The 15,215-nt window shown below is 68.5% G+C and carries 9 protein-coding genes and 3 pseudogenes; 9 read left to right on the forward strand and 3 right to left on the reverse strand.

Annotated features, from left to right (window positions below):
- Both ACIPEK_RS44760 and ACIPEK_RS44765 read right to left on the reverse strand, forming a co-directional pair.
- A partial coding sequence (locus ACIPEK_RS44760; protein WP_402008464.1) for a transposase occupies positions 1 to 817 on the reverse strand: 817 nt, incomplete at its 3' end.
- A gap of 123 nt (positions 818 to 940) precedes the next feature.
- Positions 941 to 1,744 (reverse strand): hypothetical protein, encoded by an 804-nt coding sequence (locus ACIPEK_RS44765; RefSeq protein ID WP_402008466.1) that lies wholly within the window; start codon positions 1,742 to 1,744, stop codon positions 941 to 943.
- A gap of 767 nt (positions 1,745 to 2,511) precedes the next feature.
- Between ACIPEK_RS44765 and ACIPEK_RS44770 the strand changes: the two are divergent.
- From ACIPEK_RS44770 to ACIPEK_RS44790, 5 genes and pseudogenes are all read left to right on the forward strand, one after another.
- Positions 2,512 to 2,652: pseudogene (locus ACIPEK_RS44770) on the forward strand (hydrolase); the annotation flags it as partial.
- 209 nt (positions 2,653 to 2,861) lie between these two features.
- On the forward strand, positions 2,862 to 3,776 hold the full coding sequence (locus ACIPEK_RS44775) for a hypothetical protein (RefSeq protein ID WP_402008468.1): 915 nt from the start codon (positions 2,862 to 2,864) through the stop codon (positions 3,774 to 3,776).
- Between the two features lie 25 nt (positions 3,777 to 3,801).
- A complete protein-coding gene (locus ACIPEK_RS44780) occupies positions 3,802 to 5,832 on the forward strand; it encodes a hypothetical protein (RefSeq protein ID WP_402008470.1) in 2,031 nt (676 codons plus the stop codon).
- Positions 5,829 to 6,785: an AAA family ATPase gene (locus tag ACIPEK_RS44785; RefSeq protein ID WP_402008472.1), complete on the forward strand. Its 957-nt coding sequence runs from the start codon at positions 5,829 to 5,831 to the stop codon at positions 6,783 to 6,785. Before ACIPEK_RS44780 ends, ACIPEK_RS44785 begins: the two co-directional genes overlap by 4 nt.
- Positions 6,778 to 9,696 (forward strand): TIR-like protein FxsC, encoded by a 2,919-nt coding sequence (locus ACIPEK_RS44790; RefSeq protein ID WP_402008474.1) that lies wholly within the window; start codon positions 6,778 to 6,780, stop codon positions 9,694 to 9,696. Before ACIPEK_RS44785 ends, ACIPEK_RS44790 begins: the two co-directional genes overlap by 8 nt.
- Positions 9,697 to 9,758: 62 nt before the next feature.
- Here ACIPEK_RS44790 and ACIPEK_RS44795 read toward each other — a convergent pair whose 3' ends face one another.
- Positions 9,759 to 9,947 (reverse strand): DUF397 domain-containing protein, encoded by a 189-nt coding sequence (locus tag ACIPEK_RS44795; protein ID WP_402008476.1) that lies wholly within the window; start codon positions 9,945 to 9,947, stop codon positions 9,759 to 9,761.
- A gap of 123 nt (positions 9,948 to 10,070) precedes the next feature.
- Here ACIPEK_RS44795 and ACIPEK_RS44800 point away from each other — a divergent pair.
- From ACIPEK_RS44800 to ACIPEK_RS44815, 4 genes and pseudogenes are all read left to right on the forward strand, one after another.
- Positions 10,071 to 10,473: pseudogene (locus ACIPEK_RS44800) on the forward strand (IS5 family transposase); the annotation flags it as partial.
- Between the two features lie 445 nt (positions 10,474 to 10,918).
- On the forward strand, positions 10,919 to 12,913 hold the full coding sequence (locus ACIPEK_RS44805; RefSeq protein WP_402008478.1) for an ATP-dependent nuclease: 1,995 nt from the start codon (positions 10,919 to 10,921) through the stop codon (positions 12,911 to 12,913).
- Positions 12,910 to 14,811 carry an ATP-dependent helicase gene (locus ACIPEK_RS44810; protein WP_402008480.1) on the forward strand — a complete coding sequence of 634 codons (1,902 nt, stop codon included), beginning with the start codon at positions 12,910 to 12,912 and terminating at the stop codon, positions 14,809 to 14,811. The genes ACIPEK_RS44805 and ACIPEK_RS44810 overlap by 4 nt, the downstream gene beginning before the upstream one ends.
- 21 nt (positions 14,812 to 14,832) lie before the next feature.
- A pseudogene (locus ACIPEK_RS44815) lies at positions 14,833 to 15,215 on the forward strand (DNA helicase); the annotation flags it as partial.

Here is a 15,215-nt window from a genome sequence, read left to right on the forward strand (position 1 = left end):
CGGTGTGTCCGTCGCGGAAGGTGCGCTCGACGGCGGTCCAGTCCCCGGGATGCTTGGGGTCCCTCCAGTTCAGGGCGCGGGCGGCGTCAACAGGGGTGTAGGCGTCCTTGCCGTAAGCCCAGGTACCGTGGCTCGGTTTGAGGGCCATCACGAACGGCAGTCCCGCCTTGTCGAGTTCCCTGCGGAAGCCGTCCTGGTCGCCGTAGGCGCAGTCGGCGGCCACCGCCCGGAAGGCCACCCCGGCGCCCTTCGCGCTGCGGGCCAGTTCGGCGGCGATCTGGAGCTTCGTGCGGAAGCCGGGGTCGCTCTTGCCCTTGGGGAAGTGATGGGCGGGGCTGTAGGGCACAGAGTGCAGCGGGTAGTAGAGGTTCTCGTCCGCCCAGCAGGTGGTCACTGTCACGATGCCGTTGTCGGTCTTGCCCAGTCGGCCCAGCCACTGCCGTCCGATGTGCGCAGTCGCCTTGCCGTCCTTGCGGTCGCCCGAGTCGTCGATCACCAGCACCCCGCCCGGGTGCGGCGCGGTCGCGGGGTCGGCCAGCAGCAGTTCCACCCGGCGGGCGTTGACCCGCTCGTGGTCCCACGTCGACTCGGACAAGAAGAACTGCAGCCGCTGCACCGAGGGGTGCTGGGCCCCGACGACGGGCTCGGTGCCGGCCAGGCAGGTCAGCGTCTTGTTGCGGTCCCGTGGCAGCAGCAGCCCGGTCAGGTACTCGCGGAACCCACGGCGCTGTGCCAGTGTGGAGAACAGGTCATCGAAGCGTGCGGCGTAAGCTTCCAGCGGGCCCGGTGCGGGCGGACACGGCAGACGACGGGTCATCACAGCCCCCAGGCGACGAGGCGACGTACCTCTGCTACCGGCCTACTACGACCCTGACCCCCCGTCAACAAACCACCGCTAGCTCGTACCGCGACCAGAACGTTGCTCCGTGGCAGGCGCCGATCAGATGGTTTTCCCGACCGTGCCCGGGGAAGTACGCCAATTCCCTGGCAACTGCAGTGCGGTGGTCCGCAGCGTCTCCATATCGGTGCAGAAGGTTTCCCCGGGCCTGAGCCAGTCGGTTTTGGTCGCTTCGTACTGGCCAGCGCGTGCTGTTGCTGTCGAAGTAGCCAGGGCGTCGGGCAGATCCCGTAGTCGGCGGAGTATCCGTGTTCCGTTGCGCTGGGCGACGGCAGAACGGGACAGCAGGTCAGCCATCTCACTGTCCGGGACCACGACATGGCAGTAAGGCACAGCGATACTCAACGCGTCGATGTCGTGGATGGCGTTCACCTTCCAAGGCTTGCTGCGGTTGCGGAACAACTCCACCTTGAGATCGACGGCAATCCGCAGGGAAGGCACCTGGTCGGCGAACGCCGTCATCCCTGGTCTGCCCGACAGCGGCCGCCGGGGGTCGAAGCTCACCGCACGCCGCAAGTCGATCCGGTATTCAGTGAGGAGTTTCCCGAAGACGTCCATGTGCTCATGGACGAGCTCACGCGCCTGCACGCGTACGCGCAATTCCTCGCGGCTGATGGGATCGCTCGCCAGGAGATCCGCGAAGAACTCCTCCCACGCGAGGCGGCTGCGGTCGGAGGCAGCAACGGTCTCGGGTCGATAGCCTAGGCGGCGCAGTTCCTCGATCTCGCTGTCCTCCGGGCCGGCCAGCACCTGGAACTCAACGACCTGGTTGACTGCGCGCAGCCATTCCTGCAGCCCCGGGACGGAGGACGGGTTTACCTGGCCCGAGGGGCTGAAGAGTTCCATAGAGCCAGGTTCTCCCTGAAATGCCCATATCACGCCTACCCCTAGCGGCTCAGGCGCAGCGGGTTGAAATGTCGGCCGCCCGAAACTCACATGCATGGCGTGCAGCAGTTGATGACGCAACAGCACGGAGTGTGACCGCAGAGTCCGGCAGTGAGACACCGATGCCATGACCCGTGCAATGTCGCGCCGCTGCCGAGGATCTGTGACCTGACTCGTCTCGAAGTAATGGGTACTTGAGAGAGGAAAGACCACACCTGCAGCGCTGGCCTCCCGCACAGCGGCAAGGACGTCCATGTCGAAAGGCTCCCGGGGCTGGCCCAGAGCAGCCTTGGCCAGACGGACCCACACCCACTGATCAAGATAGACCGACGGCACGGTCGTGCGTAGGTGCATCCCTCCCTCGCCCGCCGCGTTGGTTGAGCCCGCCCCCCTGCCCGCTGCGCGCATGCTACGTCCCACTTCCCCTCCGAAGCCCGTGCTTCCGGTAGTCCATCACGTGCCACTGACATTCGGCGGCAACCGCCTTGGGAGCGACGGAGGCGCAACCACTGCCCTGGCCCCTCGGTAGGTACGAGAAGGCGCATGCCTCGGTCATGATCGCCGGGGAGGCGCGCGGCCGATTTGTGGCGGCTACCGGAACCGTGCGTCATGCGGGTGAGGACAAGCGCTGGCCACGCTCGATGAGGAGAGGCTTCCGCTCGGTGAGGCCGGTGGTTGAGGTCGGGCCGTACCGTCCACACGGCGCCGCACAACCACACGGACTCCTCGGTACACTGCCCGCGGGCCGCGCGACCTACCGGCCCACCCTGACCGACCCGCCCGGCACCCGCTACTCGCTCAAGATCCGGCCCAAGCTTCCCGACGGGAAGTGGGGAGACTTCTCGGCCCAGCGCACGGTGGTCCTCACTGGCTGGCGGCCGGTAGTCCGGCCCCTCGGGGCGACAACTTTCCCTACCGGTCCGGACCTTCGCTTCCGCTGACCTGCCGGCCTGCCGGTTGGTAGCCTCAGGGCGAACGACGCACGGGGGAGGTTCGCATAGTGCCGCGGTTGGTGTTCGTACACGGAATAGGCGGACTTCGGGATGCCGGACGTGAACTGGCCACGTGGACGGGTGCCTTGGCAGACGGGATGCGAGCGGCCGGCCACACGGCACTCGCCAAGCGGCTGACCACTGCGGATGCGAGCCGTTGCGCCTTCGCCTCCTACGCCGACCTCTTCTCGCTCCCCGAGGCCCAGGGAGGCGGCGGGACGACGGCCGAGGGCGAGGCGAGCGAGATCCTCGAAGATCTCCTCGTCGAGCTGGTGGCCGCTCTCACGTCCGAGCACTCCGCCACCGAGGCGCCCCACGACGGCGCCTGGCAGGACCGGGAGCGAATCCTGGCCCACGCGCGCGCCGAAGCCGACACGTCCGGCCAAGCCCAGGGAAGCCTGTCGGTACTGCGCAGGGCACTGAACGTGGCGACCACCCTCATGGCGCTCAAGCCGTGGAGTGGTGTCGCACGCTGGGCGACACCCAAGCTGATGGTCAGAGACCTCGCCCAGGTGTCGCGCTACCTGGCGCGCGGGGAGAAGGACGCGTCGGGGCTGACCCTCGACAGCCGCGTACGGAACCGTCTGCACGAGGCACTCGGGGACGCCCCCACGGTCGTGGTCGCGCACTCCCTGGGGACCGTCGTCGCACTGGAGGCACTGCACGAGCATCAGGCGGTCACCCCCCTCCTCGTCACCCTCGGATCACCGCTCTCGATGCGCACGGTCGTCCGGCCCAGGCTCCTGCCGCAGCCGCCGCGCACACCCGAGCGCGTCGAACGATGGCTGAACTTCTGGGACAAGGACGACATCATCGCCGTCCGCCCCCTGCTCGAACGCGATGTGCTGGCCAACACGGCCGGGGTGCTTCCCCGCAGCAGTCGGATTGACTCGGACGGAATCTGGGTCCACTCCGCCGGGAAATACCTGGCCCAGGCCGCCGTCGCAGGCCCCGTCGCGGAAGCCCTCATGTCCGCAGAGGCCGGTCCGCCTCATGAGTGAGGGGCCCCGACGCCACCTTCTCGTCGTGGCACCTCAGTGCGCATCGATGCAGCACCTCTCCCGCCTCAAGGAGGCGGCCTCCGCGCTGCATGCCGCGCTGGCCCACCCGGACATGGGCGACTGCGCTCCGGGTCTCCCCGGCGGACGCTCCCTGATCGTCGACGAGCGGCTGACGAGCAACTGGATCCGGACACTGATCGGCGAGGCGATCCACTATGCCGAGGACCGGCGGGCGTCACTCGTCCTCGCCCTGCTGGGGCACGGATTCGTGCCCGGAAGCACGCACACGCTGTATCTGATGGGCGCCGACTCCACCGAGGACGCGACCGAACGGGCGGTCAACGTGGGCGAACTCCTCGCAGCCGCCGCGAACAAGCCCGACATCCCCAGCGTGCTCGGCATCATCGACACCTGCCACGCGGCCGGTGCGATACCCCCCGGTCAGGACCTCACGGGCGGCGCCGGCAACGGGCGCAGCCGGCTCGCCGTACTCATGTCCGCGTCGCTCACCCAGCCGGCGGTCGACCTCTCGTTCTCCAGGGCGCTCGCCAGCCTGATCAGGGAGGGCGTGCCCGGAGCGGGCCCCCTGCTGGGGGTGGACGACGTGCAGCGGGCGCTGCGCGGCTCCGTCATCGGACAGGACGTGACGGTCGCCCAGCATGACGGCGACCCCTTTGCGACAGAGCCCGTCTGGGTCACCCGCAACATGCGGGGCCACGGTACCGACCCCGGCGGGCTTCTCGGACGGCTGGCGCGCGAAGACCTCACCGAGGCGTTCGGCGCACTCGCCGCCGACGTATCCTCCCTGCGCGTGCCGCGCGACGTGAAGTCCGCGCTTGACAGCCTGGAGGTGCTCAAAGGTCTCCTCCCGTCCCCGGCCCGTGACCGGGCCCAGGAGGTCGTGCACTTCATGCTCACCGCGCTACGGACCGTCGGGTTCCTCCGTGACTGGCTCGGCAGCGAGCTGACGACGGCCCGTCTGCGCCAGGCCCTGCGCGCCGTGCTGGCGTCGGAACACCGCGCCCTGGCCTCTCCGATACCCGAGTTCACCGACATTGCGATCCTGGACCAGCTGGCCTTCGACCACGCGGTGACCCGGAGCAACGGCAAACCGTCGGTCGCCGAGTTCGTGGTGCGCCTCGCCCTCGCCTCTGGCATGGACCTGGCCTCCCCGGAACTGCACGCATGGGCGCGGTCGGTGGATGCCCAGCAGGAACTCAATGACGCCGTGACCAAGGTCCTCGACGACCGGGAGGACCAGCAGCTGAGGCTTGCCGTCAGCCTCGACTCCTCGCTGACCGGCAGCTGGCCGGAAGCCGTGAGCGCGTGGCTACTCCAGGACGGGGAACTGCTCGAACGGCAGGACTTCAGCTGCGCCACGGTAGACCAAGCAGGTGCGGAGGCCGCGATCGAGGCGGCGGCCGTCTGGGCGGAGGACCATGCGGAGGCGCTCGGGCGGCGTCTGAGATGGCTCGATGTCGCCGTGCCGAGCGGTGTACTGCTGGAGTGGCGCCCGGAGGAGGCCGGCGAGGGCCTGCGCTTCGGGGTGCAGTACGACGTCGTGTTGCACTGGAGCCGTCGGCTCGCCCCCGATCCCCTTCTGAGACGGATCCAGGGCGCGGTGAACGACCGGTGGGAGGAGATCGCCGCCTGCACCGGAGTGCCTGTTGACTGGCTGGACGTCTCCGACACGGCCGACCGGCCGCCGTTGCAGGGCAGGTTACGGGACGGCGTCTACCGACGGGGCATCGGCCTGATGCATCACACCGGACTCGACGACCAGCTGATGGAGATCCTCCTCTCCTACACCCCGGTGCTGCTGTGGCCCCAGGGGGCGGAGGGATTCCCCACCGACCGGCACAGCTGTCTGGAGCCGCAGTGGCTGACCATGCCGGAAGGGCTCGGCCACGCCTACCAGCGGCGATGGCGCGGCGAGTACGCCGGTCACTTCGCCGATCTCCGCGCGGTCTGGGACGACCGCGAGTGGCTGAGGTTCTGCCGGCTCGTGAGGGCCACCGTTCCTCCTGTCCAGAACACGATCAAGGAAGCCTCATGACGTGGAATCCGTACTACCGAGGCGATGGAGAGGTGAGGCAGGACACTCGTCTGCCCGACCCGCCGCCGTGGAGGACCTTCCCCCGCGTGTCGTCCGCCGGACTGTTCGAACCGCCGGAAGGACTCGTCGCCGCGGTCAACGCCGCCCTCGCCCTGCGCCGGCCCCTGCTGATCACGGGCAGTCCAGGCACGGGCAAGTCCACCGTGATCGAACAGGTCGCGGCGGAGCTCGCGCTGGGACCCGTACTGCGTTGGCATGTGACCTCGCGCAGCACGCTCGGGGACGCGCTGTACCACTACGACGCTCTCGGGCGCATCCACGCCCACCGGCTGCAGCAAGAGAGGACGCGCGCCGGTGAGCGGGATGCCGGCACCGATGACATCGCGGCGTTCATGACCCTGGGGCCACTGGGAACGGCGCTGTTGCCGTCGGACCGGCCGCGTGCGCTCCTCATCGACGAGATCGACAAAGCCGATCTGGATCTTCCCGGGGACTTGCTCGACGTACTGGAACGCGGAGAGTTCCGCATCGAGGAACTGCGCCGTGAAGGGCAGGAGCTCGCCTACCTGCGCATGTCCGGTGAGGATGCCAAGCACCCCGTACACGGCGGCCATGTGCAGTGCACCGAATTCCCCTTCATCGTGATGACGAGCAACGGGGAGCAGGAGCTGCCCGCACCGTTCCTGCGGCGGTGCCTGCGCTACACGATGCCCCGCCCCACACCGGAACTCGTCCGGGAAGTCGTGCGCAGGCACCTGCAGCTCGAGATACCCGAATCGGGTCCGCTCGCCGATCTCGTCGACGACTTCGTACGCCGGGTGGGCAACGGTGAACGAGTTGCGATCGATCAACTGCTCAGCACCCTCCATCTGCTGGACGGACCGGCGAAGATGGGGGCATCGGAGCGCAGCGGACTCATCGGACTGCTGATGAAGAACCTGTCCGGTGCCTGACCGGGCCGACGGGCTGGGTGCCGTCGTCGACTCACTGCTCGGTCTGGACAGAGAACTTGACGCGGTGTCGATCGCCGAGGTCCTCTGGTTCGCGGCCCAGGACGACAGCCGTTCACTGGGCGACGGTACGGAGACCTACGACGCCAGGAGCCAGGAGGACCCGGACGCCCGGGCGACGACCGCCGGGCAGTCGGCGGAGACGGACGAGGCCACACGGCGGAGCCCGCTGCACACACCCTGGGAGGACGGTACGCCCGGCCCGGGAACGGTAGAGGTGTCGCTGCCCCGGAACAGCACACTGCCGCGCGGCCGGGAGCTGGCGCGGGCACTGAAACCGCTGAAGCGACCATGGCCGCGAGGCCGCAGGCAGCGACTGGACATCCCGGCGACGGTGGCCGACTATGTGCGCGTCGGCGAACTCACCCCGGTGTTCTCCGACGAACCGGAGCGTTGGTTCGACGCGACCGTGGTCATCGACCGGTCACCCACCATGGCGGTGTGGGCCGGCACGGCTGACGAACTGGTGCGCCTCCTGGCCCGCACCGGTGTGTTCCGCACCCTGCGAGTCCGCGAGCTCTACGCGGACGGGTTCCTGGAGAACACACCGACCCTGCACGGCCCCCTGGGACAGCGCGTCGTGGAGGGCGGCGGGAGATCCGCCCAGCCGCGACGGCTCATGCTCGTCCTCTCCGACTGGGCGTCGGCCGCGTGGCGCGACGGCTCGCAGTGGAACCAGCTCCGTACGTGGGCTGCCGCCATGCCCACCGTCCTTCTCAACCCGTTGCCGTCGAAGATCTGGCGGCAGGCGGGCATGAGCCTGCCGGCCGTCCGCGTGGTCTCGCCCGGGACGCCCGGCGTGAACAACGCTCAGCTGCGGTTCGTCACCACACTCCTGATGAACCAGGCGTTTCCCGGGACCACCGACCGCGACTGGCTGCCGGTTCCCGTGAACTCCCTGTCACCCCACGCGGTCGGCAGCTGGGCTCGCACCCTCATGCTCTCGGATCCCGCGGGCTGCGAAGCCCTACTCCTGCCCGCGCCGGGTCTCGTCGACCAGATGGTGGAACAGGACGAGGACGGCCCGCGCAGCGGCCGGTCCCTGACGGATGCCTATCTGTACCGTGCATCTCCGGCCGCGGTCCGCCTGTCCGTGCTGTGTTCGCTGTACCCGCAGGTGAGCGTCGACATGCTCCGGGTCGTTCAGCAGAGCCTGGTCCCGGAGGCAACGCCCTCCGACCTGGCCGAGTTCGTTGTCGGCGGCCTCGTCACCGTCACCGAGGCCGCCCAGGCGGGCGGCCATCCCGTACTGCGGTTCCGGGACGGTACGCGCGAGCAGCTCATTCCCAGGCTCGGCGCCCGGGACGCCCGGCTTCTGCGCAGCGCCGTGGACCGGTTCATCGAGAACAACTCCGCCTCGCTCACGCGATTCCCGGCCGCCGTGTCCCGATCCGGGGTAGCCGGGGTTCCGGTGGACCCCGAACCCTTCGGCGAGGTGTCGGCCGGTGTCCTGCCGGCGTTGGGCGTCCCCGTCGAGACGCCCGTGCCTGCCGACCTCACGGTAACCTCCACTGCCGAGTCCCCGGTGAAAACGGTACCCGATCCCGGCGCTGCGGCGGCCGAGGAGCCGGGGGCCTTCGCCCCCTCCGCGCCGCCCCCGCGCGGAGGGAGGACCGACCACACGGCGTCCCCATACTTCTTCCTGAGCTACGCACACACCCCGGGGTACGGCGGTGAAACGGACTCGGATATGTGGGTCGAGCGGCTCTTCCAGGATCTGTGCGGTCATGTGACGGCCCTGGTCGACCTGCCCGCAGGCGTACCGGCCGGCTTCATGGACCGAGAGATACGCTCCGGCGAGGGATGGTCGGAACGGCTGGCTGACGTGCTGGCCAGCTGCCGGGTCTTCGTGCCTCTGTTCTCGCCGCGCTACTTCGCCAGCGAGATGTGCGGCAAGGAGTGGTACGCCTTCGAACAGCGGGCCATCCATCACCGCGCGCGTTCGAATCAGCCTGCGGAGGCGATCGTCCCCGCGCTCTGGGTACCGGTGCCTCCCAGCCAACTTCCGGACACGGCCGAGCGGTTGCAGTTCAATCACCGCTACTTCGGGGAACGCTACGTCAGCGACGGGCTCTACGGGCTGATCAAGCTCAGGGCCTTCGCCGAGGAGTACGAACGAGCGGTGTACGAACTGGCGAAACGCATTGTCAGCGTCGCCGACACCGTGCGGCTGGACCCCGGCAGACCACTCGACTACCGCCTCGTCCCCAGTGCCTTCGGGGCACCGAGCAGTGGGTCGGGCGACCGCAGGCCCATCCAGATCACCGTGGTCGCCCCCACTCGCCGCAACCTGCCCGAGGGACGCAACCCGGAGTGCTACGGCGACAGTGCGCAGGACTGGAATCCCTACTACCCGGTCTCTGCCCGGCCTCTGGCCCATGTCACCGAAGATCTGGTGCGTTCCCTCAACTACCAGGCCGTCATCACCTCGTTCGACGTGGAGTCCGGACGTCCGGGAGGAAGGCAGCTGCCCGACACCCCGGAGATCCTGCTCATCGACCGCTGGGCCCTTCAGGACGAGGACCGCAGGCGCAGGCTCGCCGCCTTCGACGCGGAGAACCAGCCCTGGGCGACGGTGGTCGTGCCCTGGAACCGGGACGATGGCCAGAGTAGAGCCGCCGAGGCCGAACTGACCGAGACGCTCGAACAGACGATGCCGACCAAGATGCGGCAGGGACGGGTCTTCGCCCGCGCTGCGGCCGGGGGAGTGCCCAGTATGGAGGCGTTCGGCCAGGTCCTTCCCCAGGTGGTCGAGGTGGCCGCTCAGCAGTACCTGAGGTATGCGCTGGTCGATCCGCCGGCGGGCGGACGGCGCAGCGACGCCTCCCCGGTGACGGATCGCGGCACTCCGTGATTATTTCGGAAGAGCCTCGCCGCCGGAATGTCTCGGCGGCGGGGCGAGCGGTCGATACGCGGTCAGCCCTGCGCGGCGAAGCCCACGAAGGTCGCCGAGCCGCCGGAGGCGACGGACAGGACCGGCCCTGCCGTGTCCTTCGAGTCGCGAACGTGGACGGCACCGGGGCAAGCTGCGACCTCGACGCATTCGCCCCGGGCTCCGCTGCCGTGGCTGCTCTTGGACCACGCGAACTCAGGCAAGGTCCCCACAAGCGCTTCGGCGTTCAGTTCTCCCGGAAGCGTCTCGATGAGGGCCGGGGATTCCCGCGGAGTGAGTGCCTGGGGCCCATAGGACTCCGTACCGCTCCTCGAACTCGCGGACCGACTTTCGCTCCCCTCAGATTCGTCCTCACCGGCGGCAACGTCAACGACCGCACCCGTTTCGAGCAGGTCATGGACGCCATCCGTATCCCGCGCAACGGGCCGGACCGCCTGCGCACATGGCCCGACCATGTCCTGGGCGACAAGGGCTACAGCTGCCGCAGAATCCTGCGCAGATGCGGCATCGCCCACACCATCCCAGAACGCTCGGATCAGACAGCCAACCGTCGTAACGGGGGCCGCCGCGGCGGCAGACCACCCGCTTTCAATCGACAGCTCTACACGCACCGCAACGTTGTCGAGCGATGCTTCAACCGCCTGAAGCAATACCCGGGCGATCGCCACCCGCTACGACAAGACCCGCGAGTCCAACGAGGCAGCGGTCACCATCGCTTCACTCCTCCTCTGGATCCGACCCCTCAGAAGCGCGCGGAGCTGTCGTTGTGGGACCGTGGAGCTGTCACTGACAGCCCGAGCTGCCGCGAGGGCAAGAGAACAACCTGAGCGGCTCAACGCCACGCCCTGGGCCTGCACCTGAACGCCCCATCGAAGCGCGATGGCGCGCTGCGCCGGGCCGGCGTGGCCTCGGATAGGGGTACCTGTGTGTCCCTGCTGGCCGTGCCGTCTTCCTCTACGGTCCGCTGAGTCGCTGATTCCCGGTATGCAGCAGTTCGCCCTGTGGAGCAGATGGGTCCTCCCCGAGCGAGGTACAGGCAGCGAAGGATCCGCGCAGAGGACAGGGCTGCGCCTCCCGACCGCAGGCTGCGAACTCGCCGGTCCGGTCCGCAATTAGGCTGATGTATCCGCGGGGGCGGTACAAGGGTTGGCGTGGCGTCCGAGGGCGCCGGGGGAGGGAAGCGATGCGTCTTTCAAAGGTCAAAATCACTAATTTCCGTAACTTCCGGAATTTGGTGATTGACCCCTTCCCGACTCCGGCGGTGATCGTCGGGGAGAACGGTGTCGGCAAGAGCAACCTGCTGCACGCGCTGCGCCTGGTCCTGGACCCTGATCTGTCCAATCGGTGGCGCCGGCTCCAGGCCGATGACGTCCATGACGGCGCCCGGGCTCTGCACGAAGGGGTGGAGGTGAGCGTCATCGTCGAACTCTCGGACTTCGACGATGACGAGGACGCCATCGCCACACTTGACGGCGCCATCATTACGCAGGACGGCCAGCCACGGGTTGCCCGGCTGACCTACCTGTTCCAGCCGAACACTCCCACGGAAGCCGTCTTCGGCGCCGAGCCGATCCAGCCACTGACCGCGGACGACTACTCCTGGACGATCTACGGCGCCGACGATCCGGGCGTGGACATGCGCCACGCCAAGGACTACGTCCCGCTGTCCGTGCTGCCTGCCCTGCGGGACGCCGAGGGCGACTTCGCCCGCGCCGAGCGCAGCCCTCTCGTCCGGCTGCTGCGCGAGCGGCCCCCCTCCGCCGACATCGTCGCCTCCACCCTGGACGCCCTGAAGCAGGCCCGGAACCAGCTGGCCCAGGACCCCACCATGCAGCAGGCGGTGAACGAGCTTGCTGCCCGTCTGGCCGCCATGACCGGTCCTCAGCTGCCCCTGACTCCTTCGCTGGACTTCGCCGGCCGGGAGGACGACCTGATCCGCAGTGTCCAGCTCTTCATCGACCCCCGCCGCGGCATCCAGCACACCTCCACCGGAACCGCGAACGTGGTCTACCTGGCGCTGCTGCTCGAGCGGCTGAAACTCCGACGCCAGGCCAGCGACGGCGAGGACACTCTCCTGGCCGTGGAAGAGCCCGAGGCGCACCTTCATCCCAGCCTGCAGCGCAAGGTGTTCGCTCACCTGCTGCATGAACCCAACCGGCTGCTGCTCACCACCCACAGCCCACACATTGCCGCCGTCACCCCGCTGTCCAGCATCGTCCTGACCAGCACACTGGGCGACCACACCGTCGGCTCCGTCGTGCCGCCCGGCGTGCTCACCGCCATCGAGACGGCCGACCTCGAGCGCTATCTCAATGTCACCCGCGCCGAGATCCTCTTCGCCAGGGGCACCGTCCTGGTGGAGGGCGCAGCCGACGCCTATCTCCTGCCCGCCCTTGCCGAGGCAGCCGGATTCCCCCTGGACGACCACGGCATTGTCGTCTCCAGCGTCGAAGGCACCGACTTCGCGCCCTACGCCACCCTCCTCGGACCTCGCGCTCTGCAGCGCCCTCACTGGGTTCTCACCGACGGAGACGCCGCTGACGGCAAGTACCGACACGAAAAGGAGCCGGGGCTGTGGCGGGCACGCAAGCTGGCGAGCATCGCCGGAGAAACCGTACTGCATCAGGAACTCGACCGCGGCATCGATGCCATCACCGCCCATGAGCTGCCCGAGAGCGGCTCACGCCCCGGCCGGCAGCACGCCGTCAAGGCCGCGGCCCAGGTGGGTGCCTACGTCGGAAACCACACGCTGGAAACCGACATCGCTCCCATGCTGCATCCAGAGATGGCAGCGGCCTACTGCGCATTCCGGCAGCGCGAGAGCAACCGGGCCGTCTTCCGCGCACTCCTGGCCCCGTTCGAGGACGGCACCGCAACCGAACAGCAGCGTGACACCCTGGTGGACAAGATCGAGACCATCGGCAAGGGACGCTACGCCCAGCGCCTGGCAGCGCACATTGCTCGCGTGACGGACCTGCGCACCCGCGTCCTGGAACTACTCGGACGCACGGAAGGCCCCATCACCCGCGACGACCTTCTGGCGATCGAGGGCCCAGGAGCGATCCTTGGCCTGCTGGACGACCTCAGCCTCACCTTCCGCGACCTGCCGCTCTTTCCCGCAACCGCAGACACCGAAGCTGGCGCAGCGCCGACCGCCCACCTGGGCAGCAACGGATGACGGCCACCGACACGGGGCCCGCGCACCCGCCCCAGCCAATTCTGCTCCCGCCCGCCTTGGCCGCCGAACTCGCGGCACTGCACCCAGATCAACGCGACGCCGCCACCCACCACGGCAACATCGCCGTGCTCGCAGGTCCCGGCGCCGGCAAAACCCGCACCCTTGTCGCCCGCGTCGGATACTTGCTGGCCACCACCAGCCGCCACCGCGGCGTCGCCGCTCTCACCTACACAGAAGCAGCCGCCCACGAGACCACCGTGCGCCTGCAGCACCTCGGACTACGTCCCGGCCGCCGCCTGTCCAGCACCACCGTGCACGCGTTCTGCCTGCACCACATCCTGCGCCCCTACGGCCGCCTGATCGGCGACCCGCTCCCCGAACACCTCACCATTCCCGGCACATCCGAATGCAACCAACTGTGGGACACCGCCGCCTACCACTCCGGCCTGGGCATCAGCCCGAACAACAAGAGGACCCTGGAGCCCCTACGCCGTCTGATCGCCGCCGGGGAACCGATAGCCAACTACCATCACCAATACCCGAGCACCGTCCACCGCTACGAGCAACTGCTCCGGGACAACAACGCCCTCGACTTCGAAGCCATGACCATCCGCGCCCTCGCTCTGCTGCGCCAAAGCCGCACCGCGCGCGAACAACTCGTGGCCCGCTTCCCGCATTTCGTCGTCGACGAATACCAAGACCTCGGGCCCGTCCTCCACGCCCTGGTCACCACTTTGCTGGACGCGGGCGTGAGCATCACCGCCGTCGGCGATCCCGATCAGGTGCTCTACGCCTACCAGGGCGCCAGCCCCCGCTACCTCCAACAGCTCAGCAACCGAGCCGACTTCCGACCCCTGCCACTGAAGGTCAACTACCGCAGCGGAAGCGCCCTCGTGGCAGCCGGCCATGCCGTCCTCGGCGAAGACCGCGGCTACCACGCCGCACCGGACCGCGACGACATCGGCACGGTCACCATCCTCCATGCTGACGGTGACCTCGAAGATCACGCGGCCCGCACGGTCGAAGTGCTCCAGGACCGCCTGGCCGCCGGCACACCCCCTGAAGACATTGCCGTCCTCTACCGCTCCCAGGGACTCCTACTCAACGCATTGGCCACCGCAATACAGGCCGCAGGAATCCCGCTCGACAGGGAAAAGCAGCGCCGCCGCCCCAGTGGGCCCCTCGCCGACCTGATCGCTGCCTGCGCCACGCGACGTCTGACCGGGCCGCTGCCCGGCCCCGCCACCACAGACGTCACAGCACCGCGCCGCAGAGCGGCTGGTATCGCTCCTGCCCGAACCCTCCGCGACCTCGCCGCAAATTGGCACCGCCAACTCCACCTGGCCGACCTCAACGACCCAGCCAACACCCCCCGCACCCTGTCACGACGCCTGGCAGCTCTCCTGGACGCCCCCGACCGCGAAACCCTAAGCCGCCCCGCGAGAACCTTCCTCGCCGCACTGTGGGACACCCTCGGCGTCACCCGCCTCGCCGACAACTGCCCCGACCAACGAGACCGGGACACAGCCCAGGCTCTGGCCGACGCCGACGACCTCACCATGGCCGAACTGGCCGGAGGCCAAATCCCCGGGCACGTCGCCCTGACCACTTACCACAGCGCCAAGGGCCGCGAGTTCGGGATCGTCATCCTGCCCGGCCTCGTCGAAGGACTCCTCCCACTTCACTACCCCGGCAAGCTCCCCACTCCGCAAGAGGTAGCCGAAGCCCGCAGAGCCTTCTACGTCGCCATCACTCGCGCCAGGGACGAAGCCGTACTCATCGGAGGTAACTGTTACACCATCCCCGCCAACAAGTGGTACCCCGAACGCCCACGAGACACCAGGCGTTCCAGATTTGTTGACGAAGTCGAAGCCCAGATGCTGACCCCACCCCGCTGACCGCTGGGCCCGACGTGGTCTGTGCGCCTCGAAGGAACCGACACGGTCCCTACCGAGCTCGGTCCCGTCGAGGTCCCCGACGCTGTCCTGTGCCGGACCAACGTGGGCGCCATGCGCGAAGTCATGCAACTACTCGAAATGGGCCACCGCGTAGCTCTGGTCGGAGGAGGGGAAGCGCTGCGGGCCTTGGCCCGGGCCGCCAACGACCTCAAAGAGGGCCGCCGCACCTCCCACCCCGAACTCGTCCTCTTTCCGACCTGGGGCGAACTGCAGGACTACGCCGACCACGACCCGGCCGGCGGCGACCTTCAGCCACTCGTCGACCTCGTCGACACCCACGGCACCACCACCATCCTCCAAGCAATCGACCAGCTCGACGACGAACACACAGCCGAGGTGACCGT

Source organism: Streptomyces sp. NPDC088246 (assembly GCF_044741025.1).
In the GTDB taxonomy this organism is placed as follows: domain Bacteria; phylum Actinomycetota; class Actinomycetes; order Streptomycetales; family Streptomycetaceae; genus Streptomyces.